Origin of the sequence: Pseudomonas sp. MNR3A, assembly GCF_009650575.1 — a bacterium.
Taxonomy (GTDB): domain Bacteria; phylum Pseudomonadota; class Gammaproteobacteria; order Pseudomonadales; family Pseudomonadaceae; genus Aquipseudomonas; species Aquipseudomonas machongensis.
In genome coordinates, this window is the sequence record NZ_VZZS01000025.1 from 48546 (window position 1) to 72788 (window position 24243).

Sequence of the window (24243 nt, forward strand, 5' to 3'; positions counted from 1 at the left end):
CGCGGGCAAGCCCGCGAAAAGACCGCATTCGATCCCGAAGACTCAATGCTCGTCGTTGTAGTGGAACTTGGGCATTTCCCAGTGAAAGCGGATGGCCAGCAAACGCAAGAGGAAGCCGCCAAACAGCGTCAGCAGCATCGCCTGCTCGGCCGGCACCTTGAAGTACACGCAGCCCAGATAGAACCAGGCCGCAGCGAACGACACGCTGGCATACAGCTCCCGACGAAACACCAGCGGAATGTCGTTGCAGAAGATATCGCGCAAGATGCCGCCGAACACACCGGTGATCACCCCGCTGATCGACGCCACCAGCATCCCCTGGCCCATTTCCAGTGCAGTCATGCAGCCGATCAAGGTGAAGGCCACCAATCCGAGGGCGTCGAGGACCAGGAACAGCGAGCGCAGGTGACGCATCAGCGGCGCGATGAAGATCGTCAGCAATGCGGCGAAACTGGTCAGCACCAGGTATTCGGGGTGTTTCACCCAGGTCAGCGGGTAGTGCCCAAGCAGTACGTCGCGCACCGAGCCGCCACCCAGGGCGGTGATGCAGGCGATCAGTACCACGCCGAACCAGTCCATGCCGCGCCGGCCAGCGGACAAGGCGCCAGTCATGGCTTCGGCAGTGATGGCGATGAGGTAGAGCATCAACAGCATGGCGCAGATCCGTGCGAGAAAAGGCGCGCAGTCTACTCAGTCGCGCGTGGCACCAAAAGGGGGCGCATGCCCCCCCCCCTGATTCATCAGACCTTGATGAAATGCTCGCGGTAGTGACGCAGCTCGGCGATCGACTCGCGGATGTCATCCAGTGCCAGGTGGGTGCTGCCTTTCTTGAAGCTGTCGCGCACGTCCGGCGCCCAGCGCGCAGCGAGCTCCTTGAGCGTGGAGACATCGAGGTTGCGGTAGTGGAAGTAGCCTTCCAGCGCGCGCATATGACGATAGAGGAAGCGGCGGTCCTGACAGATACTGTTGCCGCAGATCGGCGACTTGCCCTTTGGCACCCACTGCTCGAGGAAGGCGATGGTCTGGGCTTCGGCTTCGGCCATGCCGACACGGCTTTCGCGCACGCGCTGGGTAAGGCCCGAGGCGCCGTGGGTGCGGGTGTTCCATTCGTCCATGCGCGCCAGCACTTCGTCGCTATGGTGAATGGCGATCACCGGGCCCTCGGCCAGGGTGTTCAGCTCGCTGTCGGTGACGATAGTGGCCATCTCGATGATGACGTCGTTGTCCGGATCCAGGCCGGTCATCTCCAGATCGATCCAGATCAGGTTCTGTGGGTTGTGCATGAATGAGCTCCTCGAATAGGCCAACATATTAGCCTAGTGGAGCGTGCTAAACTGCCTGCCGTTTTCTTTTGCCCCGCCAACACGGAACCTCCATGGCCAAACGCCAGCTCAACCGCCGCCAGAACTGGCGCATCGAAAAGATCCAGGGTGAACGCGCCGCCCGCGCCGCCAAACGCGAGCAGCACGCCCTGCAAGAGCTCGAAGGCGGCGACCTGGGGCCCGAGCAGCTGGGCCTGGTGATCGCCCACTTCGGCGTCACGGTCGAGGTCGAGGCCCAGGACGGCGACGTCGCAGGCCAGGTGTTCCGCTGCCACTTGCGCGCCAACCTGCCTGCCCTGGTCACAGGCGACAAGGTGGTCTGGCGGGCCGGCAACCAGGGCAACGGTGTGATCGTCGCGCAGATGCCGCGCAGCACCGAGCTGTGTCGGCCGAACAACCACGGCCAGCTCAAGCCGGTCGCGGCCAACGTCGACCTGATCGTGATCGTCTTCGCCCCGGCACCCGAGCCCCAGGCCAATCTCATCGACCGCTACCTGGTTGCTGCCGAGCACGCTGGCATCCGCCCGCTGCTGTTGCTGAACAAGGCCGACCTGATCAATGACGACAACGCAGCGACGCTCAATGCGTTGTTAGCGGTGTATCGAGATCTCGGTTACCCGCTGCTCGAAGTGTCCGCACACCACGGCGATGGCATGCAGCGCCTGCAGCAGACACTGGACGAGCACGTCAGCGTGTTCGTCGGGCAGTCGGGCGTGGGCAAGTCGTCGCTGGTCAACAGCCTGCTGCCGCAGGCGCAAACGCGGGTGGGCGATCTGTCGGAGTGGTCAGGCCAGGGTACCCACACCACCACCACCGCACGGCTCTACCACTTCCCCAACGGCGGCGACCTGATCGACTCCCCCGGTATCCGCGAGTTTGGCTTGGCGCATGTCAGCCGTGACGATGTGGAGGCGGGCTTCATCGAGTTCCGCGATCTGCTCGGCAACTGTCGCTTCCGCGACTGCAAGCATGACCGCGAGCCTGGCTGTGCGTTGCTCAAAGGGCTGGAGGAAGGGCGTATCTCGGCGCAGCGGATGCACAGCTACCGCTCGATCGTGGCAAGCCTGACGCAAGACACCTACTGAAGATGCAGGAGCGGCGTTGCGCCGCTCCTGCAGATGACGGGCTCAGTTTTCCTTGGGCTCGTCCATCTTCAGCACGCCATCCTCGAAGATGTTCAGCTTCTGGCGCAGCTCGCGCGGCTGCATCGGCGTCGAGCCATCGGCCGGCGCGGCGGAGGCTCCAGGGGCTCCTGGCGCCGCATCGGCAGGCGGGGTTGGGTTGGCCGGTGCCTCAGGTGCACCCTGCTCGCCCTCGATATCCCGCTGGGCTTTTTTGGTCAGCACGATGATGTCGATCCGGCGGTTGACCGGGTTGAACGGGTTTTCGCGGTCGAACAGCGACGACGAGGCGTAACCCACCACTCGCGCCACCTGGCCATCCGGATAACCACCCGCCACCAGCGCACGCCGCGCGGCGTTGGCACGGTTGGCCGACAGCTCCCAGTTGCCGAAATCACCGGTACCGGCATAAGGCTTGGCATCGGTGTGGCCGCTGACGCTGATCTTGTTCGGCACGGCCTTGATGGTGTCGGCCATGGCCAGCAGGATGTCTTCGAAGTAGGGCTTCAGGCGCGCACTGCCGAGGTCGAACATCGGCCGGTTCTCGGCATCCATGATCTGGATGCGCAGGCCGTCCTGGGTGATCTCGAACAGGATCTGGTCCTTGAACTTCTGCAGTTGCGGATTTTCCTCGACCTTGTTCTGCAGCTCCTGCAGCAGCAGTTGCAGCCGCTCCTGCTCGACCTGGTCTGCCATGGTCTCGATCCGGTCCTTGTCCATCTGCACGCTGGTGTCAGGCGTCGGCTCGGACTTCTCCTCCGGGTTGATGGTCTTTTCCGGGGCCAGCTGCGGCGAGCCGCCCAGGTCGATGACGTAGGGCGTACCGCTTTCGGAGAAGCCGATCGGATCCTTGAAGTAGCCGGCGATGGCGATCTTCTGCTCCGGGGTGGCCGTGGACAGCAACCACAGCACCAGGAAGAACGCCATCATCGCCGTGGCGAAGTCGGCGAAGGCGATCTTCCAGGAGCCGCCATGGTGGCCGTCGCCGTAGCGCTTGACGCGCTTGACGATGATGGGCTGATTGTTCTCCATGGCTTAGCGACCGCGAACCGCTTGTTCCAGTTCGGCAAAGCTCGGACGGTGCGCCGGGTACAGCACCTTGCGCCCGAACTCGACGGCCAGCGACGGCGGCATGCCGGACGCCGAGGCCACCAGCGAAGCCTTGATCGCCTCGTAGACGTTCAGTTCTTCCTTGGCGTCGTGGCGCAGGCAGTTGGCCAGCGGGCCGAAGAAACCATAGGCCGCGAGAATACCGAAGAAGGTCCCGACCAGCGCAGCACCGACGTGCAGGCCGATGGATTTCTGGTCGCCATCGCCCAGCGAGGCCATGGTCACCACGATGCCCAGTACCGCCGCCACGATACCGAAGCCGGGCATGGCGTCAGCAACGCTGGTCACCGCATGGGACGGGTGCTCGAGGTCTTCCTTCAGGCTCAGCAGTTCCATGTCGAACAGGCCTTCGAGCTCATGGGGTGCCATGTTGCCGGTCGACATGATGCGCAGGTAGTCGCAGACGAACGCGGTCATCCGCGCATCGCCCATGACCGCAGGGTACTTGGCGAAGATCGGGCTGGCCGCGGGATCCTCGATGTCACCCTCGATGGCCATCATGCCCTCGCGGCGACTCTTGTTGAGAATCTCGTAGATCAGGCCCAACACTTCCAGATAGAACGTATGGGTGAAGCGGCTGCCAAACATCTTCAGCGACTTCTTCATGACGTGCATGGTCATGTAGCCAGGGTTGGCCTGGAGAAACGCGCCAAAGGCCGCACCGCCGATGATCAGCACTTCGAACGGCTGGATCAGCGCCGCGATCTTGCCGTGGGAGAGGACGTATCCGCCGAGGACACTCGCGAATACGACGATGATGCCGATAATTTTAGCCATAGATTGGAAGCACTTGCTGTCGTGGTCAGGGTCAGGGGCGGAAGCTTGGAAACTCTTCTTCTCCTTATCGGCAGAACTGCGCCAGACTATAGCCACTCAATGCGAAAAGCCAGTTTGGACTGATGTCAAAATGCCAATCGAAACCAAGGTGCCAGCGCAGATCCCCTCCTCTCTAGACGCCTGGGTAAGGCTGCTCGACGGTATCCGCGTGCCGGTACCCAAAGAGAGTCATGACCGGGTTCTGGCGGCCATCAACGACAATCGCCGCTCGCTGCGCGACATCGCCGAACTGATGCAGGACAGCCCGTCGCTGGTGCTGTGCGTGATGCGCGAAGCCAATCACCCGAACCATGCCAGCCAGGCCGAGCCCGCCGAAAGCCTGGAGATCGCCCTGAACCGCCTGGGCCTGAGCCGCATCCTGCAATTGATGGGGCGCCTGCCATCGATACCGGGAGACGACATCCCGCCGGTGCTGCGCCAATTCCTGCTGATCAGCCAGCACGCCACCCAGCAAGCCAACGGCCTGTTCGCCAGCCGCCTGGCGCGCCTGTGGCAGGAGATCCACTGGGGCAGCCTGCTGTTCCTCTCGCCACTGTGGGCACTGGCCCTGGCTTACCCCAAGCTGCTCGACACCTGGGAACTGCGGGTCATTCACAAGGGTGAAGAGGCTTCAGAGGTGGAGCATGCGCTGTTCGGCGTGCGCATCATGGAGTTGTGCCGCGCCGTCGCCACGCACTGGCGCCTGCCGGAATGGGTCACCCAGGGTTATCGCCTGCTGCTCGAAGAACGCGAACAACTGGCCCAGGTACTGAACATCGCCCGCGAGCCTGACGAGTTGAGCAAGCAGCATCGACTGGACGAAGAGCCCGGGCTGCGCCGCTGGTTCAACCAGCCGGCGAATACCGTGCTGCTGGCCAACGGCCTGGCGCTGTCGGCGCAGGTCGGCTGGGACAACCCGCACTTGCTGCGCTGGCAACTGCTCACCGCCATGTACCTGCAAACCACGCTGGATGATGTGCAACAGCAAGTGCACCAGCAAGCAGCGGCCAGCGCGCGCCACCATGCCCGGCATGCACTGTTCCACCCGGCAGAGGCGCTGATCTGGCCCTGGCAGCAGCGGCGCCCGCACCCAGACATGCTCACCCCGCCACCGCCACCTGCCCAGGACCTGCAACGCTGGCGCACGCTGTGCGGCGACCTGCTGGCCCAGCCCAGCCCGTTCACCAACACCGTGCATCTGGCCACCCAGGCGCGCGAGGCACTGCTGGCTTGCGGCATGCAGCGGGTGCTGTTGCTGCTGCTCGACAAACCCAATGACTGCCTGCGCGTACAGCAGAGCGCCGGGTTGCCGCGCGAAGCCTCAGCGCTGACATTGGCACCAGGCCAGAGCAAGCTGCTGCAAAAACTGCTGAGCAAAGCCTCGCAACTGCGCCTGACGCCCGACAATCATGCCCAGTTTTCCGCCCTGCTGCCCGCACCGCTGCGAGCGTTGTTCCCCAGCGAGCACTTGCTGTTGCGCTCGCTGGCCGTGAACGACCAGGTATTGATGCTGGCGATCGCTGACCAGGGCGGCAGGCCGCTTGCGGACGTGAGCGTGCAGGCCTTCGGAAAAACCGCACAATGTATCGAGCGCGCGCTGGCCAGCTTCGCCAACCGCAATGCCTGAACCTTGCGCTACAATCGCACCTCCCTTGCTCCCCGGAGACCGTGGATGACTGATTTTTCCGGCTTGCCCCTGGTGATCGAAGCCGCCGACCTGCTGCCACGCCTGGATTCGCCCGAGCTGATCCTGGTCGACCTGAGCAGCGCCAACCGCTATGTCAGCGGCCACATCCCAGGCGCGCGGTTCGTCGAGGGCAAGCGCACCCAGCTGGGCCAGCCTCCGGCTCCCGGCCTGCTGCCGGCCCAGGCCGACCTGGAAAAGCTGTTCAGCGAGCTCGGCCACCGAGACGACGCGGTGTACGTGGTATACGACGACGAAGGGGGCGGCTGGGCCGGGCGCTTCATCTGGCTGCTCGACGTGATCGGCCACGCGCACTACCACTACCTCAACGGCGGAATCCAGGCCTGGCCTGCGGACAAGCTCGTCACTGAAGTGCCAGCAGCCGCCAGCACGCCTGTGCGCCTGCGCCTGCGCGCCGAACCCACCGCCACCCGCGAATACCTGCAAAGCCGCCTGGGCGCCGACGACCTGGTGGTCTGGGACGCCCGCGGCCCGCAGGAATTCAACGGCGAGAAGGTCCTGGCAGCCAAGGCCGGTCACATCCCCGGCGCGGTCAACTTCGAGTGGACTGCAGGCATGGACCTCAACGACCACCTGCGCATTCGCAAGGACATCGCCGAAGTACTGCAGCAATTGGGCATCACCCCTGACAAGGAAGTGATCACCCACTGCCAGACCCACCGTCGCTCCGGATTCACCTACCTGGTGGCCAAGTCACTCGGCTATCCACGGGTCAAGGCCTACGCCGGCTCGTGGAGCGAGTGGGGCAATCACCCGGACACGCCTGTAGAAGTTTAAGGAAACTGCATGAAATCCCGTCTGTTCATCATCAGCCAGCACCTGCTGCCGCACCACCTGCTGTCGCGCCTGGCCGGCTGCGTCGCCGAGTGCCGCGCTCGCTGGTTCAAAAATGCCTTCACCGCCTGGTTCGCCAAACGCTACCAGGTGAACATGTCCGAGGCGCTGGTCGAGGACCTCACCGCCTACGAGCACTTCAACGCCTTCTTCACCCGTGCCCTCAAGCCGGGGGCGCGCCCCCTGGATGAAACCCCGGGCGCGATCCTGTGTCCGGCCGACGGTGCGGTCAGCCAGCTCGGTCCGATCGAGCACGGCCGTATTTTCCAGGCCAAGGGCCACAGCTTCAGCGCCCTCGAGCTGCTCGGCGGCGACCCGGCGCTGGCCGCGCCGTTCATGGGCGGCGAGTTCGCCACCATCTACCTGTCGCCGAAGGACTACCATCGCGTGCACATGCCGCTGGCCGGCACCCTGCGTGAGATGGTCTACGTGCCGGGCCGCCTGTTCTCGGTCAACCAGACCACGGCTGAGAACGTCCCCGAGCTGTTCGCCCGCAACGAGCGTGTGGTTTGCCTGTTCGACACCGAGCGCGGGCCGATGGCGGTGGTGCTGGTGGGTGCGATGATCGTTGCCTCGATCGAGACGGTCTGGGCCGGGCTGGTCACACCGCCCAAGCGCGAGCTGAAGACCTTCCGCTACGACGAAGCCAGCCGCGCTCCGATCCATCTGGAAAAAGGCGCGGAACTGGGGCGCTTCAAGCTGGGTTCGACCGCGATCGTGCTGTTCGGGCCAGAGCAGGTGAAATGGGCCGAAGCCCTGGGCGCCGGGTCTGCCGTGCGCATGGGCGAGCAACTGGCGCTGCCAGTGCAGGGCTGACCCAGGATCGCTGGGGCTGCTTTGCAGCCCCGCTGTTTCAACGGTTCACACGCGCCCGTCGCGGTCACGCCAGCCCAGCAAATACAGCACGCCATCCAGCCCCAGCGTGGAAATCGCCTGTTTGGCAGACTGACGCACCAGCGGCTTGGCGCGGAAGGCCACGCCCAGGCCGGCCAGCGACAGCATCGGCAGGTCGTTGGCACCGTCGCCCACGGCGATGGTCTGCTCCAGTTGCAACCCTTCCTTGTGCGCCAGCTCCTGCAGCAGGTCAGCCTTGCGCTGGGCATCGACGATCGGCTCGATCGCCACGCCCGTCACCTTGCCATCCACCACTTCCAGCTCATTGGCGAACACGTAGTCGATGCCAAGGCGTGCCTGCACCTGCTTGGCGAAGTAGGAAAAACCGCCGGAGAGGATTGCAGTCTTGTAGCCCAGGCGCTTGAGTTCGGCGAACAGGTGTTCGGCACCCTCGGTCAGGCGCAGCGAAGCGCCGATTTCGTCCAGCACGCCGACGTCCAGGCCTTTGAGCAATGCCATGCGCTCCTTGAAGCTGGCACGGAAATCCAGCTCGCCACGCATGGCGCGCTCGGTGATCGCCGAAACCTGTTCGCCGACACCTGCAGCCTTGGCCAACTCGTCGATCACCTCGGCTTCGATCAGCGTCGAATCCATGTCGAACACCGCCAGGCGGCGATTGCGACGGAACAGGTCATCCTGCTGGAAGGCGATGTCGATACCCTGCTCGGCCGACAATGCGAAGAAATCGGCGCGCAGGGACTGGGCGTCGGTCGGCTCACCGCGCACGGAGATTTCCAGGCAGGCGCGACTCTTGTCGGTGCTGGCGTCGAGCGCCACACGTGCCGAGAGGCGCTCGATCCGCTCGATGGTCAGGCCATACTGGCTGATGACTGCACTCACCCGTTGCAACTGTTCGGGCGTGACCTTGCGGCTGAGCAGCGTGACGATGTGGCGATTGTCGCCATGGCCGTCCACCCATTGCTGGTAGTCTGCCTCGGAGATCGGCGTGTACCGCGCCTGCAGGTTCAGCTCATGGGCCTTGGACTGCACCCCTTGCAGCAGGCCGGTGGCGACTTCATTGTCGGGAATATCGACCAGAATGCCGAACGACAACGTGCCATGCATGACCGCAAGACCGATGTCGAGGATGTTCACACCGCCCTGGAGCAGGACGCCGGTGATGGCCGCAGTGAGACCCGGACGGTCTTCACCAGTGATGTTGATCAGGACGATTTCGCGCAAGACCGGGCTCCAACTCGATGAAAAATGCGCATTCTACCCACTTTCCATGACCATCGGGCGCCATCGATACTTTGCCGACAAAACGCGGGTCGCTATACTGCCCAGCATCTTTTCCGCCATAAAGAGCCGCGCTCTGTGAACCGGCCCACGCCTGTCAAAACCGACAATTTCTTTCTGATGATCTTCCGAGCCCTGCGCCAGCGTCGTATTCCCCTGGCATTGCGCATCGCCAGCCACAACATTTTCCTGGTGGCGCTGGCCTTGGTGATCTATGCCTGCGTGATGGGCCTGCAGTTCAAGCAGGCCATGCACGAGCAGGCCGATGCCGTCGGCCAGAGCCTGACCGTGCAGACCGCGACCTCGGCTACCGAGCTGCTGGTGTCCAACGACATCCTCAGCCTCAACGTGCTGCTGGGCAATCTGGTGAAGAACCCGCTGGTGGCCCACGCGGCGATCTACAGCGTCGACAACCGAATCCTCGCCGAGGCCGGGCAACGGCCAAAAAATAGCCTGCTGGGCGAGGCCGAAGGGGTCTACCAGACCAAGATCACCTTCCAGGACGTGACCGCCGGGCAACTGCGCATCAGCCTGGACATGAGCCAGTTCCAGCAACCGATGCTGATCAGCCTGCAGAGCATGGGCATTCTCGCGGCCATCCTGCTGGCGCTGGCGCTCACCCTCAGCCTGCGCCTGGGCCGCTTCATCTCAACGCCGCTGCTGCAACTGCGTGTCTGGTTGCGTGACCCGCACCCCTATACCCCGGCCATCGAGCGCCAGGACGAAATCGGCGATCTCGCTCGTCAGCTTCATGCCCGCCTGGCCCCGCCGCCACCGCCGGAGCCGGAAGAACAGGAAGACGACGAAGATGATTTTGCCGACCTGCATGTGGAGGAGCCGCCACGCAAGGCCGCACCCAAGCCTGTAGCGGCCAGGGTGGCCGCCCAGGACGACGACGCAGACGACGACGCCTTTGCCGACCTGATCGACGACACCGTGCACAGCCCCAAGGCACTGGCCATCCCAGAGTCTGACGAACCGAACACCAGCGCCGTGCTCGCCGTGCAACTCGGCTCCCAGGAGCAACTGCGCCGTCTGCCGCGCACGCGCCTGACCGAGTTGCTGGAGCGCTACCGCGACTGCCTCGACCAGGCCGCGTCGCTGTACGAGGGTGAAGTGCACACCCTTGACGACGGCAGCACGCTGTTGCTGTTCCACAGCCGTGACAGCGGCGAGGACTACCTCACCAATGCCATCTGCTGTGGCGAATTGCTGCGCGCCCTGGGCCACGCCCTGCAGATCGAGGTCGCCGACAGCGGTATCACCCTGCAGTTGCAACTGGGCCTGGCGCTGGGTGAAGACCTGCTGGGCATGGATCAGGTCGACCTGCTGATGACCGAGAAGGCCCAGGATGCCCTGGCCCTGTCACAACACAGCCGCAACCTGCTGCTGGTCGAGCGCCAGGTCAGCGACGACGCCCTGATCCGCCAGCGCGCGCGCATTCGGCCGATCGCCAGCCCTGAAGGCGCCTGCTGTGTCGAGCGACTGATGGAGCCCTACCCGTCGATGCTCGAGCGCCAGTTGGCGCGGATGCATGAGCGTCGGGCCTGAATGGCCTGATCCGCGGTGCAGTTGTAAAAGCGGCCTTGTGTCGCGAAAGGCCTGCCATCCGGCACCCACAAAAAAGCCCGCATCGCTGCGGGCTTTTTCATGTCTGTCGAATCAGAATCGATAGACTTCCATATCGGTGCGGATCGGCGAAGCCATCGGAATCCTCGACTTCTCCGGTTCCTTCTTGACCTGGACCGGAGCCGCTGGCTTTTTCGGCGCCTCTTCAGCGACCGCTGGCTGATTCGCCAGCGGCTTGACGGCAACGCTCAGTTGCTCGACCAGCTTCTGCAGCAACTGCCCCTGGGCCTGGACCTGCGAGGCCTCGCTGCCCTCATGCTGTTGCTCGAGGTGGACGATACGGTTGTCGCGCACATGGCCACGACGATCCAGTACGCGCCACTGGGCATCGAGGATCGCCGGCTGGTTGGCGCCCGAGTCCAGGCGGGTGATCGACAGCAGTACCTGCACATCCGGCGTGAAGCCGGTGCTGGCAGGTGCAAGCACGACGCGCTGGCTGTCCAGGCGCCAGGCGAGCTGACGCACCAGCAACTGGTCGATATCCGACGAAAGGCTGCCGGCCCAGCGACCGTCGGTCGCCGCGGTCAGACTGCCATCGGGCTGACGTTGCAGAAAGGTTTCACGTTGCAGGTAGTCGGCTACCGATACCGGACCGAGCACGACCGCCATGCCGGCAGCCTGCGAAGGCTGGCCGGGGTCGCCGCTGTCGAGTTGGTACAGGGCCACCGGCTGGTGCATGCTGCACCCGCTCAGCCCCAGCAGACCCGTCATCAGCAGCGCAAATGGAAGGCGCAGAAATTTCATCATCCCATCCAAGCGGCCGCCGCCCGGCAACCGCAGTGATACTCGTGTGGATTCCCGCGGGCACACGGCCACGCCGGCCCCGCAAGGGGTGTATCATCCGCGAAATAGTCGCCGGACTCCAGCATTTCCGCCCGGAACGACGCTGAAAACGCCGTTCCAGACGAACAACCGGTTTACTCCGGGCGCTCCACCACCATGCCGTCGACGCGCTGGAATCCACGTGGCAATTTGCTACCACGACGTCCGCGTTCGCCTTTGTAATGTTCGAGGTCATCCGGCTTCAGTGACAGGGTACGCTTGCCAGCCTGCAATACAAGCGTCGATCCCTCGGCAATCACCGCCAGATCGGTGACGTATTCTTCACGACTGGCCACACGATCACCCGGTACACCAATGATCTTGTTGCCCTTGCCCTTGCCCAGTTGTGGCAGGTCGGCAACCTTGAACACCAGCAGGCGGCCTTCGGTGGTGACCGCTGCCAGCCAGTCCTGCTCGCGGTCGGCGACCGGCCGCGGCGTCATCACCTTGGCGCCGTTGGGCAGGCTCAGCAGCCCTTTGCCCGCCTTGTTCTTGGCCTGCAGGTCCTCGCCCTTGACCACGAAACCGTAGCCGGCATCGGACGCCACCACATACAGCGCATCATCGTCCGGCAACAGCACGCACTCGAAGGTGGCGCCCGGCGGTGGCGTCAGACGGCCGGTCAGCGGCTCGCCCTGGCCACGGGCCGATGGCAAGCTGTGGGCTGCCAGCGAATAGCTTCGCCCAGTCGAGTCGATAAGCACCGCAAACTGGTTCGAACGCCCCGCCGCTGCGGCCTTGAAGCCATCGCCAGCCTTGTACGAAAGGCCCGTGGCATCGATGTCATGACCTTTGGCACAACGTACCCAGCCTTTTTCCGACAGCACCACGGTGACCGGCTCGGTCGGCATCAGCTCGTTTTCCGACAGAGCCTTGGCCTCGGCGCGCTCGACGATTGGCGAGCGGCGATCGTCGCCATAGGTTTCGGCGTCCTTGATCAGTTCGCTGCGTACCAGCTTGCGCAGCTTCGTCTCGCTGCCCAGCAAGGCCTGCAGCTTGGCCTGCTCCTTGAGCAACTCGTCCTGCTCGCCACGGATCTTCATCTCTTCCAGGCGCGCCAGCTGACGCAGGCGGGTCTCGAGGATGTAGTCGGCCTGGATCTCGGTCAGCTCGAAACGCTCGATCAGCGCCTGTTTGGGATGATCCTCGGTGCGGATGATGTGAATCACTTCATCCAGGTTGAGGAAGGCGGTGAGCAAGCCGTCCAGCAGGTGCAGGCGCTTCTCGACCTTGTCGAGGCGGAACTGCAGGCGCCGGCGCACGGTGCCGATGCGGAACTGCAGCCACTCCTGCAACAGCGCGCGCAGGTTCTTCAACTGAGGACGGCCATCGAGGCCGATGATGTTGACGTTGACCCGGTAGCTGTTTTCAAGATCGGTGGTGGCGAACAGGTGCTGCATCAGCTCGTCGGCATCCACACGATTGGAGCGCGGGATGATGACGATGCGGCACGGGTTCTCGTGGTCCGACTCGTCACGCAGGTCGGCGACCATCGGCAGCTTCTTGTTCTGCATCTGCGCGGCGATCTGCTCCAGCACCTTGGCGCCGGAAACCTGATGCGGCAGCGCGGTGACAACGATGTCGCCGTCTTCGACTCGGTACACCGCGCGCATGCGAATCGAGCCCTTGCCGGTTTCGTAGATCTTCTGGATCTCGGCCCGTGGCGTGACGATCTCCGCTTCGGTTGGGTAGTCAGGGCCCTGGATGTGCTCGCACAGTTGCTCGATGGTCGCCTTGGGCTCGTCGAGCAGGCGCACGCAGGCGCTGGCGACTTCGCGCAGGTTGTGCGGCGGCACGTCGGTGGCCATGCCCACGGCGATGCCGGTGGTGCCATTGAGCAGGATGTTCGGCAAACGCGCCGGCAATACCTGCGGCTCCTGCAGGGTGCCGTCGAAGTTCGGCACCCAGTCGACGGTGCCCTGGCCCAGCTCGCTGAGCAGCACTTCCGAGTAGCGCGACAGCCGCGCCTCGGTGTAACGCATGGCGGCGAACGATTTCGGATCGTCCGGCGCACCCCAGTTGCCCTGACCGTCGACCAGCGTGTAGCGGTAGCTGAACGGCTGCGCCATCAGCACCATGGCTTCATAGCACGCCGAGTCGCCGTGGGGGTGGAACTTGCCGAGCACGTCGCCGACGGTACGCGCCGACTTCTTGTGCTTGGAGTCGGCATCCAGCCCCAACTCACTCATGGCATAGACGATGCGCCGCTGCACCGGCTTGAGGCCGTCGCCGACGTGCGGCAAGGCGCGGTCCATGATCACGTACATGGAATAGTTGAGGTAGGCCTGTTCGGTGAAGTCGGCCAGGGAACGGCGTTCGACGCCTTCGAGACTGTCCAGTAAGTCGCTCATGCGAGCCTCGTCATTTCAGGTTCTGGCGCAGCAGCATGGTGCCGCCGCGCTGAGTAAATTCAAGTTGTTTCAAAGCGCTCATGCCGAGCAGCACCGTCTGTCCGTCCAGCCCCGGCACCACCAGGGCACGGACATCGCGCAGGCGGATATCGCCCAGTTGCAGGCTGTCGAGCCGCGTGCGATAGCCCTCGGTGCGGCCATTGGCGGTACTGAGCATCACCGGCGCGCCGCGCTGCAGCGCCAGATCACGAGCCAGTGCCTCGGGGATCGCCACATCGGTGGCGCCGGTATCGAGCATGAAGTGCACGACCTTGCCGTTGATCGCGCCATCGGCGACGAAGTGGCCCTGGCCATTGCTCAGCAGCCGCACCTCGATAAAGTCTTCGCCGCGTTCGGACTGCACGACACTGTTGGGGTTCTGCTGGCGATCCTCCCACTGCCCGAAAAAGCGCGTGGCGAGAAACATCGCTGCCGCCCAAGCGAGGACCATCAGGACCCGGCCCGCCCGCTTGCCCGCTGGCTGGCTCAAGGCTTCGAGCTCCAGCCGCCCGCTGGCGCGGCAAAGCGCCAGACGATAGGGCGGTTTTCACCATCGGCACGGGTGCCGTTGTTGTTGTCCAGGCCGATCCAGGCACCGTCCTTGTCGATCACCAGAGCTTCGGCCAAGCCGAACGGCTGGTCGTAGCGACGCGTGTCGACCAGGGCATCGGCGGCGAACGACCAGCAGCGCTCGACCGCACCGGTGTCGGCGTCACGCCGACAAATGCGGAAGGCATTGCGTTCCAGGGTAAACAGTTTGCCGTCGAACAGTGCAAGGTCCGCGAAATCTCGCGACAGCGCCCGCGAGCCTGGCATCTGTGACGGTTGCATCTCCACCCCTGCCTCGCTGAGCAGCACACAGCTGCGTCCGCAGGTCCATACCGCTTGCTGACGCTGCACGGCGATCAGCCCCCGACGCTCGCGCTCGGCCGCCAACCACAGGCGGTCACCGGCCGGATTGATGGCCAGGCCCTCGAACAAGGCATTGAAGTGCAACAGCATGCCGCTGGCACGGGCCTGGCGAACCATGGCCGGATCGATCCTCAGCCAGTTCGGCTCGCCCTCGACCGGCAATTGCAGCACCGCCGCATGCGCCTCGCTGACCACATAGAAGTTGCCCGCGCTGTCACAGGTGATGCCTTCGAAATCCAGCTCGCCGCCACGGATGAACGACACTGCCCAATTTCGCGACTTCAGCCCCCAGGGCAGCCCGCTCTCCGGTACCGGCGGCGGGGTGAACACCAGGGCCTCGGCACGCCACACGCCATCTTGCTGTTCAAGCCGGTAGATTCGATCGTCGTCGCGGTCCGAGACGCCCCACAGGGCGCCACGGCACTGGGCCAGGCCCGACAGGTTACCGCCGCGCATGCCCTCGATCGGGTGCTCGGCGGTGAGCTTGAGCTCCGGCCAGTCGCTGGCGAAACTCGTCAAGCTGGCCAGCGCGAGCAAGGCTGCGACAAGCAGACGAATCAAACCAGGACCTCGGCCAGGTTGCCTTTGGTCTCCAGCCAGTTCTTGCGATCGCCCGCACGCTTCTTGGCGAGCAGCATGTCCATGATCTCGGTGGTACCGGCGAGGTCATCCAGGGTGAGCTGCACCAGGCGCCGGGTGTTCGGGTCCATGGTCGTTTCGCGCAATTGTGGCGGGTTCATTTCGCCCAGCCCCTTGAATCGGGTGACCTGGGGCTTGCCGCGCTTCTTCTCGGCGACCAGACGGTCGAGAATGCCGTCTCGCTCGGCCTCGTCGAGGGCGTAGTAGATCTCCTTGCCCAGGTCGATACGGTACAGCGGCGGCATGGCAACATAGACGTGTCCGGCCTCGACTAGCGGGCGGAAATGCTGGACGAACAACGCGCACAGCAGCGTGGCGATGTGCAAGCCGTCGGAGTCGGCGTCGGCGAGAATGCAGATCTTGCCGTAGCGCAGTTGCGACAGGTCGGTGGCACCCGGATCGACCCCGATGGCCACGGCAATGTTGTGCACCTCCTGGCTGGCAAGCACTTCGCCGCCATCGACTTCCCAGGTGTTGAGGATCTTGCCGCGCAGGGGCAGGATCGCCTGGAACTCCTTGTCACGCGCCTGCTTGGCCGAACCACCTGCAGAGTCGCCCTCGACCAGGAACAGTTCGGCACGCATCGGATCCTGTCCGGCGCAGTCGGCCAGTTTGCCGGGCAATGCCGGCCCTTGGGTGATGCGCTTGCGCTCGACCTTCTTGCTCGCCTTGAGGCGTCGGCCGGCGTTGCTGATCGCCAGCTCAGCCAGTTGCATGCCCAGCTCCGGGTGGGCGTTGAGCCACAGGCTGAAGGCATCCTTGACCACACCGGAAACGAACGCCGCGGCCTCGCGGGACGACAGGCGCTCCTTGGTCTGGCCGGAGAACTGCGGTTCCTGCATCTTCATCGAGAGCACGAAGGTGATGCGCTCCCACACGTCCTCGGGCGCCAGCTTGACGCCTCGCGGCAGCAGGTTGCGGAACTCGCAGAACTCGCGCATGGCATCGAGCAGGCCTTGGCGCAGGCCGTTGACGTGGGTACCACCCTGGGCGGTAGGGATCAGGTTGACGTAGCTTTCCTGGACGCTGTCGCCACCCTCGGGCAGCCACAGCAGCGCCCAATCCACAGCTTCTTTATGACCGGCCAGGCTGCCGCAGAACGGCTCGTCGGGCAGGCGCTGGAATTCACTGACCGAGTCGACCAGGTACGAGCGCAGACCATCCTCGTAGTGCCACTCGACCTTCTCGCCGGTGCCCTTGTCCTCGAAGCTGATCGACAGCCCTGGGCACAGCACCGCCTTGGCCTTGAGCACATGCTTGAGGCGGCTGATGGAGAACTTGGCCGAATCGAAATACTTGGGATCGGGCGCGAAGTAGACACTGGTGCCGGTGTTGCGCTTGCCGACCGTGCCGATCACCTCAAGCTCGGTGGCCTTGAAGCCATCGGCGAAGGTCATCTGGTACTCGTTGCCGTCACGCTTGACCCGCACGCGGACCTGGGTCGACAGGGCGTTGACCACCGAAATGCCCACGCCGTGGAGGCCGCCGGAGAACTGGTAGTTCTTGTTGGAGAACTTGCCACCGGCGTGCAGCTTGGTAAGGATCAGCTCGACGCCCGAGACGCCTTCTTCAGGATGGATATCCACCGGCATGCCGCGACCATCGTCGCTGACTTCCAGCGAGTGGTCGGCGTGCAGCACGACCTGGATCGACCGGGCATGACCGGCGAGGGCTTCGTCGACGCTGTTGTCGATGACTTCCTGGGCCAGGTGGTTGGGCCGGCTGGTGTCGGTATACATGCCCGGCCGCTTGCGGACCGGGTCAAGGCCGGAGAGGACTTCGATGGCGTCTGCGTTATAGGCGCTAGCGCTGGGATTGGCCATGGGTTCTCGTCGTCAGTCTGGTGAATGCAAAAAGGTCAAAATACAGAAAAATCAAGCGCGTCATACTGCGCCCTGGCAATGCCGGCGAAGGCCAGCAAGGCCGGCAGACGCTGGGCGAAGCCTTGGAAGCTGTGGTCGCCGCCGGCCTCGATACGCAGGGCACAGGCACGGTAATAACGCTCGGCATGGCGATAGTCCAGCGTTTCATCGGCGGTCTGCAACCACACTTGATAGCGTGAGGCATCCTCGGGGGGTGGCACTTCCAGTTCGGCCAGGGCCTGCACGTGATCGTGGGTCAGCTCCCAGGTTTCACCGCTGTAGTGGTTGCGCTGAGTACCGAGATAGCCGTCGAAATGCTTGTGCGGGGTCACGGCCGGATTGACCAGCAAGGCCTTGAGGCCATGGCGCTCGGCCAGGTGCGTGGCATAGTAGCCGCCGAGGGAGCTGCCGACCAGCAGCGGCGTGCCGAGTTCGGCGATGCACGCTTCGAGCTGAGCCATCGCCTGGCGCGGATGATGGTGCAGTTCGGGGACGCGCAGCTGCGCGCTCAAACCGAGCTGTTGCATCACCGCCGCGAGCTGGCGCGCCTTGGTGGACAGCGGCGAGCTGTTGAAGCCATGGATATAGAGGATGGAACCCGACATGCTGCCCCCGGAATCTGTGGCTTCGCGCCCGACGATGCGGGCACAGGGACGCGCAGTGTAGCGCGTTCGCCGGGTTTTGGCGCAAGGGTGGGATTTTCGCAACACAATCTTCAAATCCAACGACAGGCGCGACCTTCGCAGGAGCGGTAAACCTGTCAGTAACCCGGGCTGTTGAAATCCAGGGTCACAACGAAATCCCTCGCCCGCTCGACGCCGGTCTCCAGCCGTCCGTCGGCATGCAACCGTAGCCAGCGATACCCTGGCTGCTCTTCACTGACCTTGAAGTCCTCGCTGCGCGCGGCGAACTGGATGCAGGTCGAGGGCGTGGCCAGCAAGCGAATACCGTCGCGGACCTCGTCCCACTCCTGATGGATGTGACCCCACAGCAACGCCTTCACCTGTGGATATGCCCGCAGACGCTGCAGCAGCTCATCGGCATTGCGCAAGCCGATCGGTGCAATCCAGGCGCAGCCGATATCCACCGGCTGGTGGTGGCAGCACACCAGGCAGTGGCGCTCCCCCACCGATGCCAGCGCGTTATCGAGGGTCGAGAGCTGGTCTTGTTCAAGAAGCCCATGGGTAGCACCCAGCACCGCCGAGTTGAGCATCACCACGCGCCAGGCGCCAATGTCGGTAACGGCATGGACCAGATCTGGCGCCACACGCGCCATGACCCTGGCCTCGTCATGGTTGCCCGGCAACCAACGGGTCGGCACGGCAAAACCATCCGTCAGCTCTCGGAACGCAGCGTAGGACGCCACGCTGGCGTCCTGGGACAGGTCCCCGGTGCACAGCAACAGGTCGATGCGTGGTTGCTCGCGACGCACCTGGCTCACCACGTGGCGCAGACTGTCACGGGTGTTGAGGCCCAGCAGGGTGCCAGCCGGATCAGCGAACAGGTGGGCGTCGGTGAGCTGCACCACATGCACCGGAGCCTGTACGGAAGGAATTGGTGAATGCGACAAAGGCCGTCTCCTTGATCGGATTCGGCACGATTATGGCCGTAGAAAGCGTTGGAGCAAATACTCGAAACCAACCGACGTCACATTTCAACGCACGGTTTCGTACTCGTGGCCGCAGGCCAGGCAATGGCTCAGCCATTCACCGAGGAACAGGTTGAGCTGGGCCTTCTCATCGGGTTGGTGCATGGCCGCGTTGGGGTACGGATAGATGCTGCGCAGGCGCCGAGCGTGCTCGGCACTCACCACTTCGGCCATGCGCGCATCGTGATAGACCTGTACCTCGAGTTGCGGCACCGGCAGCCACGGCAGGCTGTGCTCCTGGCATATCCGCAGCGTGGTGGTGTAGGGGCAGGCCAGCACTACGTCGAGCACCAGCACGCCAAGCATCTGGTCGCCCTGGGTCATGCCGATGCGTCGCGAGCTTTGCGTGGTGCGCATGTCCGGCAGCAGGCGCATCAGCCGTGCGTAATTGGCCTCGCAGGCAGCCTGCAGGCCGACGAGGTCGACCCGGTAGCGTTCGCGCAGCAGGTTCACTTCCACATCCCCCGGACTTCGTCACGGTTCAGCGCCAGCCACTGCAAGGCGATGATGCTTGCCGCGTTGGCGATGCGCCCGTCGCGAACCGCCTGCAAGGCATCCTCGAACGACCAGACGCGCACGCGGATATCCTCGCCCTCTTCTTCCAGCCCGTGCAGGCCACCGGCGCCCTCGCTGCTGCATCGCCCGAGGAACAGATGGACATACTCGTCACTGCCGCCAGGCGACGGGAAGTATCGGGTCATCGGCCACAGCGCGGAGAAGCTCAGGCCTGCCTCTTCTTCGGCTTCGCGGTGGGCGACCTCCTCAGGTTGCTCATCCTTGTCGATCAGCCCGGCGACCAGCTCGATCAGCCAGGGGTTGTCGGTCTTGTCCAGCGCACCGACGCGAAACTGTTCGATCAGCACCACTTCGTCACGCAGCGGATCGTAGGGCAGCACGCAGACGGCATCGTGGCGCACGAACAGCTCACGGCTGATCTCGCGCCCCATGCCACCGGCGAACAACTCGTGGCGCAGGCGCACCTTGTCGAGCTTGTAGAAGCCCTGGAAGCAATTGGCCCGTTCGACGATCTCGACCGCCTTGGGCACCGAATTCAAGGTGTCTGACATGGAATTCCTCATTACATCAACGACTGCGTCGCGCCATCCTACTCTGCGTGCCGCCACCTTTCATCCCTTTCCGGCGACCGGGACAGGCTGTCCTCACTCTGTTAGCTTAGTGGCGAACCGAAGGCCCTGCCGACGGTCCAAGGCCGATCATCCATGTTCTGCAAGGATCACCATGACGTTCGTCAAACTGACTGCCGTCGCCCTGCTGGCGTTGACCCTCGGCGCCTGCCAGAGCCTGTTCACGCCCAACTATCGCGCACCGCTCGAGGTCAAGCGCGACGCCTGGGAACACGTCAAACCCGGTTGCAGCGAGCGTGATTGCCCGCTGGTGAACATCGACACCGTGCACTTCCCGGCGCTGCCCAAGCTCGATGCCATCGTCGAGCGTCGCTTGCTGCAACTGACCGAAGACAACCAGCGCGGTACCACACCCACCACATTGCAGCAGTATGAGCAGCAATACCTGGCCAGCGCACAAGCGCGCAACAGCAGCTACCTGCAGGCCAAGGTACGCGAGCAGCATGACGGACTGGTGATCGTCGAGCTGTCCAGTTACCTGGACAGCGGCGGTGCCCACGGCATGCCGGGGCGGGCCTTCATCAACTATTCACGCAAGCAGGACAAGGTGCTCACGCTCCAGGACATGCTGGTGCCTGGCCAGGAAGAGACGTTCTGGAAGACCGTCGAGGAGTCGCACCGCGCCTGGCTGATCAGCACCGGCATGGACAAGGACGCCGAGTTCGTGAAGACCTGGCCATTCAAGCGTTCGCCGCACATCGCCCTGACGTACGGCGCGGTGGTGGTGAAGTATGAGGTCTACGCGATCGCGCCCTATTCCATGGGCCACGTCGAACTGAAGATCCCTTATCCGCGCCTGAACGGCGTCATCAAGCCCGAACTGTTTCCCGGCCGCGGATAGCACACAGTACCCCATAAAGGCCACCTGCCAGCAGCAAGGCTGGCAGGGTCGCCCCAAGCTCCGGCGCCTCGTTCGCCAGCAGGTGGTAGACCACCACCCCCGCCAGCCAGGCCAGCAGCGCCGGCCAATGCAGCCCCGGCACCTGCTGCGGCAGGCGGCGACGGCGGATCACGAAGTGATCCATCAGCACCACACCGAACAGCGGCGCGAACACCGAACCGATCAACAGCAGGAAGTTCTGGTACTGGGCCAGCGGTGCCAACAGTGCAATCAGGGTGCACAGCAGACCGATCGCCAGCGCCAGGTGCTCGACCTTCAGCTTCACCAGCAGCCCCGTGGACACTGCCGCCGAATGGATGTCGGCAAAGGCGTTTTCCGACTCGTCCAGCAGGATAAGCAACAGCGGGATACCCAGCCCTGCACCGGCCAGCGCCAGCAGCAAGGCATTCACCTCACCGCTCGGAGCGAACGCCAGGGTGTAGGCCACGCCCAGGCTCATCAGCCAGGCGTTGCCGATGAAAAAGCCCAGCGCGGTGCCGCCGAAGACTCGGCTGGCACGCTTGCCGAAGCGCGAGTAGTCGGCGATCAGTGGCAGCCACGATAGCGGCATGGCGATGACGATATCGAACCCCACCGCCAGCGACAGCGAGCCATCGCCCGGGCGCCGCCAGAGGTCGGCAAGATCGGCCTTGGCGAACAGATTCCATGTCAGCCACAGGCAGGCGCCGAGCAGCAGCCAGATCCCCCACTTGCGCAACACCTTGCGCACGAAGGCCAACGGGCCGCTGACGGCCAGCAGGGTTGCCAGCGCGCCGAAGCACAGGGTCCAGAGCAGCGGGCTGTTCCAGGCACTGCCTTCGCCGAAGGTGCGTGCGCCCAGCAGGCTGGCGGCGTCACGCATGACAATGATCTCGAACGATCCCCAGCCGACCAGTTGCAGCAGGTTGAGCAGCGCCGGCAGACGCGCGCCATGGCGCCCCAGCGACAGGCGAAGACCGGCCATCGCAGAGAGGCCGGTATCGCTGCCGGTCACCCCCACTGCCGCCAGCAACAGCACCCCGACCGCCGTACCGAGCACGATCGCCAGCACCGAGCCCGCCAGGCCCAGGCCCGGTGCGAGCAAGGCACCGACCTGCAGGACCATCAGGCCGATGCCGAGGGAGAACCACAACGAGAACAGGTCGCGGGCGCCGAACAGGCGCTGGCTGGAGGGGACAGGGTGATCGGGGGAGAAATGGCTGGGGGTGGTCATTGGAAGGGGCGCCAAAGGGGTTGGGATGTGTGGTGAAGCCTCCGGCACTTTCGCGGGCAAGCCCGCTCCTACGAGCTTGTGGGAGCGGGCTTGCCCGCGAAAGGGCCGGAGGCCTCGATACAAATGCAACGGCAGAGTGGCTCACCACCACCCTGCCGGCATCACTTACACCTTGTGATAAAGCTGGCTGCCTTCCTGGCGGAACCGCTCGGCCTGCTCGCGCATGCCCTGCTCGGCGGTCACATCCACGGCTTCGATCTTGGCCGCGTACTCGCGCACTTCCTGGGTGATCTTCATCGAACAGAACTTCGGCCCGCACATCGAGCAGAAGTGCGCAACCTTGGCCGATTCCTTGGGCAGGGTCTCGTCGTGGAACGAGCGTGCGGTGTCCGGATCCAGGCCGAGGTTGAACTGGTCTTCCCAGCGGAACTCGAAGCGCGCCTTGGACAGCGCGTTGTCACGGATCTGTGCACCCGGGTGGCCCTTGGCAAGGTCAGCAGCATGCGCGGCGATCTTGTAGGTGATGATGCCGGTCTTGACGTCATCCTTGTTCGGCAGGCCCAGGTGCTCCTTGGGCGTGACGTAGCAGAGCATCGCGCAGCCGAACCAGCCGATCATTGCCGCACCGATACCGGAGGTGATGTGGTCGTAGCCCGGTGCGATGTCGGTGGTCAGCGGGCCGAGGGTGTAGAACGGCGCCTCGTCGCAGCACTCCAGCTGCTTGTCCATGTTCTCCTTGATCAACTGCATCGGCACATGGCCTGGGCCTTCGATCATGCACTGCACGTCGTGCTTCCAGGCGATCTTGGTCAGCTCGCCGAGGGTTTCCAGTTCACCGAACTGGGCTGCATCGTTGGCGTCGGCGATCGAGCCCGGACGCAGGCCATCGCCCAGCGAGAAGCTGACGTCGTAGGCCTTCATGATTTCGCAGATCTCGTCGAAGTGCGTGTAGAGGAAGTTCTCCTTGTGATGCGCCAGGCACCACTTGGCCATGATCGAACCGCCACGGCTGACGATGCCGGTGACGCGCTTGGCGGTCAGCGGCACATAGCGCAGCAATACGCCGGCATGGATGGTGAAGTAGTCCACGCCCTGCTCGGCCTGCTCGATCAGGGTGTCGCGGAACAGCTCCCAGGTCAGGTCTTCGGCAACGCCGTTGACTTTTTCCAGGGCCTGGTAGATCGGCACGGTACCGATCGGGACCGGCGAGTTGCGAATGATCCACTCGCGGGTCTCGTGGATGTGCTTGCCGGTGGACAGGTCCATGACCGTGTCCGAGCCCCAACGGATACCCCAGGTCAGCTTGGCCACTTCCTCCTCGATCGAGGAACCCAGGGCGCTGTTGCCGATGTTGCCGTTGATCTTCACCAGGAAGTTGCGGCCGATGATCATCGGCTCGAGTTCGGTGTGGTTGATGTTGGCAGGGATGATCGCGCGACCGCGGGCGATCTCTTCACGTACGAATTCGGGGGTGATCTCCTTCGGGATGCTGGCCCCGAAGCTGTGACCGGCGTGCTGCTGGTCGAGCAGGCCGGCAGCGCGGGCCTCCTGCAGTTTCATGTTCTCGCGGATGGCGACGTATTCCATCTCGGCGGTGATGATGCCCTGGCGCGCGTAGTGCATCTGCGAGACGTTGGCACCGGCCTTGGCGCGGCGTGGGTTGCGGACGTGGGCGAAGCGCAGCTTGGCGAGTTCGGCGTCGTTCAGGCGCTGCTGACCGAAATTCGAGCTCAGGCCTTCCAGGCGCTCGGTATCGCCACGCGCGTCGATCCAGGCCGAACGCACATCGCCCAGGCCCTTGCGCACATCGATGATGACGTTGGGATCGGTGTAGGGGCCGGAAGTGTCATAGACCAGCACCGGCGCGTTCTTCTCGCCGCCGAAGTCGGTGGGGGTGTCGTGCAGGCTGATCTCGCGCATGGGCACGCGGATGTCCGGGCGCGAGCCCTGGACGTAGACCTTGCGCGAATTGGGCAAGGGTTGCACGGACTGCTGGTCGACTTTGGCCGACTCGCTCAGGCTGATCGCTTTTTCTTGTTTACTCATCACAGGCTCTCCAGAC

The 24243-nt window shown here is 64.1% G+C and carries 22 protein-coding genes; 6 read left to right on the forward strand and 16 right to left on the reverse strand.

The window, feature by feature from the left end; all coding sequences use genetic code 11:
• Nucleotides 1-42 precede the first annotated feature (42 nt).
• Both F6X62_RS17000 and orn read right to left on the reverse strand, forming a co-directional pair.
• Nucleotides 43-654, reverse strand: coding sequence for a trimeric intracellular cation channel family protein (locus F6X62_RS17000; RefSeq protein ID WP_054893179.1), 612 nt, complete (start codon nt 652-654; stop codon nt 43-45).
• Between the two features lie 86 nt (nt 655-740).
• Entirely contained in the window at nt 741-1283 is a 543-nt protein-coding gene (gene orn / locus F6X62_RS17005; protein ID WP_153774212.1) for an oligoribonuclease, read from the reverse strand.
• A 92-nt stretch (nt 1284-1375) separates the two neighbouring features.
• On the opposite strand from orn, the gene rsgA reads away from it, so the two are divergent.
• Complete coding sequence (rsgA, locus tag F6X62_RS17010; RefSeq protein ID WP_153774213.1) at nt 1376-2407, forward strand: small ribosomal subunit biogenesis GTPase RsgA; 1032 nt, start codon at nt 1376-1378, stop codon at nt 2405-2407.
• Between the two features lie 42 nt (nt 2408-2449).
• Here rsgA and motB read toward each other — a convergent pair whose 3' ends face one another.
• Nucleotides 2450-3475 carry a flagellar motor protein MotB gene (gene motB, locus F6X62_RS17015; RefSeq protein WP_153774214.1) on the reverse strand — a complete coding sequence of 342 codons (1026 nt, stop codon included), beginning with the start codon at nt 3473-3475 and terminating at the stop codon, nt 2450-2452.
• A gap of 3 nt (nt 3476-3478) precedes the next feature.
• Complete coding sequence (gene motA, locus F6X62_RS17020) at nt 3479-4330, reverse strand: flagellar motor stator protein MotA (RefSeq protein WP_054893175.1); 852 nt, start codon at nt 4328-4330, stop codon at nt 3479-3481.
• A gap of 130 nt (nt 4331-4460) precedes the next feature.
• Between motA and F6X62_RS17025 the strand changes: the two genes are divergently transcribed.
• From F6X62_RS17025 to asd, 3 genes are read left to right on the forward strand one after another with little or no spacing between them, the layout of a single operon-like run.
• Nucleotides 4461-5996, forward strand: coding sequence for an HDOD domain-containing protein (locus F6X62_RS17025; protein WP_054893174.1), 1536 nt, complete (start codon nt 4461-4463; stop codon nt 5994-5996).
• A gap of 45 nt (nt 5997-6041) precedes the next feature.
• Nucleotides 6042-6851, forward strand: a complete 810-nt coding sequence (locus F6X62_RS17030; RefSeq protein WP_153774215.1) for a rhodanese-like domain-containing protein — start codon at nt 6042-6044, stop codon at nt 6849-6851.
• A 9-nt stretch (nt 6852-6860) separates the two neighbouring features.
• The gene (gene asd / locus F6X62_RS17035) at nt 6861-7724 is read left to right on the forward strand and encodes an archaetidylserine decarboxylase (RefSeq protein WP_054893172.1); all 864 of its coding nucleotides are present in this window, start codon (nt 6861-6863) and stop codon (nt 7722-7724) included.
• A 45-nt stretch (nt 7725-7769) separates the two neighbouring features.
• On the opposite strand, the gene serB is transcribed toward asd, so the two are convergent.
• Nucleotides 7770-8984 (reverse strand): phosphoserine phosphatase SerB, encoded by a 1215-nt coding sequence (gene serB, locus F6X62_RS17040; RefSeq protein ID WP_054893171.1) that lies wholly within the window; start codon nt 8982-8984, stop codon nt 7770-7772.
• Between the two features lie 135 nt (nt 8985-9119).
• On the opposite strand from serB, the gene F6X62_RS17045 reads away from it, so the two are divergent.
• A complete protein-coding gene (locus tag F6X62_RS17045) occupies nt 9120-10592 on the forward strand; it encodes a hypothetical protein (protein ID WP_054893170.1) in 1473 nt (490 codons plus the stop codon).
• A 111-nt stretch (nt 10593-10703) separates the two neighbouring features.
• Here F6X62_RS17045 and F6X62_RS17050 read toward each other — a convergent pair whose 3' ends face one another.
• The 9 genes from F6X62_RS17050 to F6X62_RS17090 form a co-directional block, all read right to left on the reverse strand.
• Nucleotides 10704-11414 carry a membrane integrity-associated transporter subunit PqiC gene (locus tag F6X62_RS17050; protein WP_065863793.1) on the reverse strand — a complete coding sequence of 237 codons (711 nt, stop codon included), beginning with the start codon at nt 11412-11414 and terminating at the stop codon, nt 10704-10706.
• Between the two features lie 173 nt (nt 11415-11587).
• Nucleotides 11588-13843 (reverse strand): DNA topoisomerase IV subunit A, encoded by a 2256-nt coding sequence (gene parC / locus F6X62_RS17055; RefSeq protein ID WP_153774216.1) that lies wholly within the window; start codon nt 13841-13843, stop codon nt 11588-11590.
• 10 nt (nt 13844-13853) lie between these two features.
• Nucleotides 13854-14372 carry a TIGR02281 family clan AA aspartic protease gene (locus tag F6X62_RS17060; protein WP_054893167.1) on the reverse strand — a complete coding sequence of 173 codons (519 nt, stop codon included), beginning with the start codon at nt 14370-14372 and terminating at the stop codon, nt 13854-13856.
• Nucleotides 14369-15355: an esterase-like activity of phytase family protein gene (locus F6X62_RS17065; RefSeq protein WP_153774217.1), complete on the reverse strand. Its 987-nt coding sequence runs from the start codon at nt 15353-15355 to the stop codon at nt 14369-14371. Before F6X62_RS17065 ends, F6X62_RS17060 begins: the two co-directional genes overlap by 4 nt.
• A complete protein-coding gene (parE, locus tag F6X62_RS17070; RefSeq protein WP_063546429.1) occupies nt 15352-17256 on the reverse strand; it encodes a DNA topoisomerase IV subunit B in 1905 nt (634 codons plus the stop codon). Before parE ends, F6X62_RS17065 begins: the two co-directional genes overlap by 4 nt.
• Before the next feature lie 35 nt (nt 17257-17291).
• Complete coding sequence (locus tag F6X62_RS17075) at nt 17292-17900, reverse strand: YqiA/YcfP family alpha/beta fold hydrolase (RefSeq protein ID WP_153774218.1); 609 nt, start codon at nt 17898-17900, stop codon at nt 17292-17294.
• Nucleotides 17901-18055: 155 nt separating this feature from the next.
• Nucleotides 18056-18865: a 3',5'-cyclic-AMP phosphodiesterase gene (gene cpdA, locus F6X62_RS17080; protein ID WP_232233510.1), complete on the reverse strand. Its 810-nt coding sequence runs from the start codon at nt 18863-18865 to the stop codon at nt 18056-18058.
• 84 nt (nt 18866-18949) lie between these two features.
• Entirely contained in the window at nt 18950-19402 is a 453-nt protein-coding gene (locus F6X62_RS17085) for a DUF1249 domain-containing protein (RefSeq protein WP_054893162.1), read from the reverse strand.
• The gene (locus F6X62_RS17090; protein WP_054893161.1) at nt 19393-20010 is read right to left on the reverse strand and encodes an NUDIX domain-containing protein; all 618 of its coding nucleotides are present in this window, start codon (nt 20008-20010) and stop codon (nt 19393-19395) included. Before F6X62_RS17090 ends, F6X62_RS17085 begins: the two co-directional genes overlap by 10 nt.
• 172 nt (nt 20011-20182) lie before the next feature.
• Between F6X62_RS17090 and F6X62_RS17095 the strand changes: the two genes are divergently transcribed.
• Nucleotides 20183-20929: an RsiV family protein gene (locus F6X62_RS17095; protein ID WP_153774219.1), complete on the forward strand. Its 747-nt coding sequence runs from the start codon at nt 20183-20185 to the stop codon at nt 20927-20929.
• Here the strand turns inward: F6X62_RS17095 and cytX are convergent.
• Both cytX and thiC read right to left on the reverse strand, forming a co-directional pair.
• Complete coding sequence (cytX, locus tag F6X62_RS17100; protein WP_153774220.1) at nt 20898-22181, reverse strand: putative hydroxymethylpyrimidine transporter CytX; 1284 nt, start codon at nt 22179-22181, stop codon at nt 20898-20900. The two genes, F6X62_RS17095 and cytX, sit on opposite strands and share 32 nt — an antisense overlap.
• 165 nt (nt 22182-22346) lie before the next feature.
• Nucleotides 22347-24227: a phosphomethylpyrimidine synthase ThiC gene (gene thiC, locus F6X62_RS17105; RefSeq protein ID WP_054893158.1), complete on the reverse strand. Its 1881-nt coding sequence runs from the start codon at nt 24225-24227 to the stop codon at nt 22347-22349.
• Between the last annotated feature and the right edge of the window lie 16 nt (nt 24228-24243).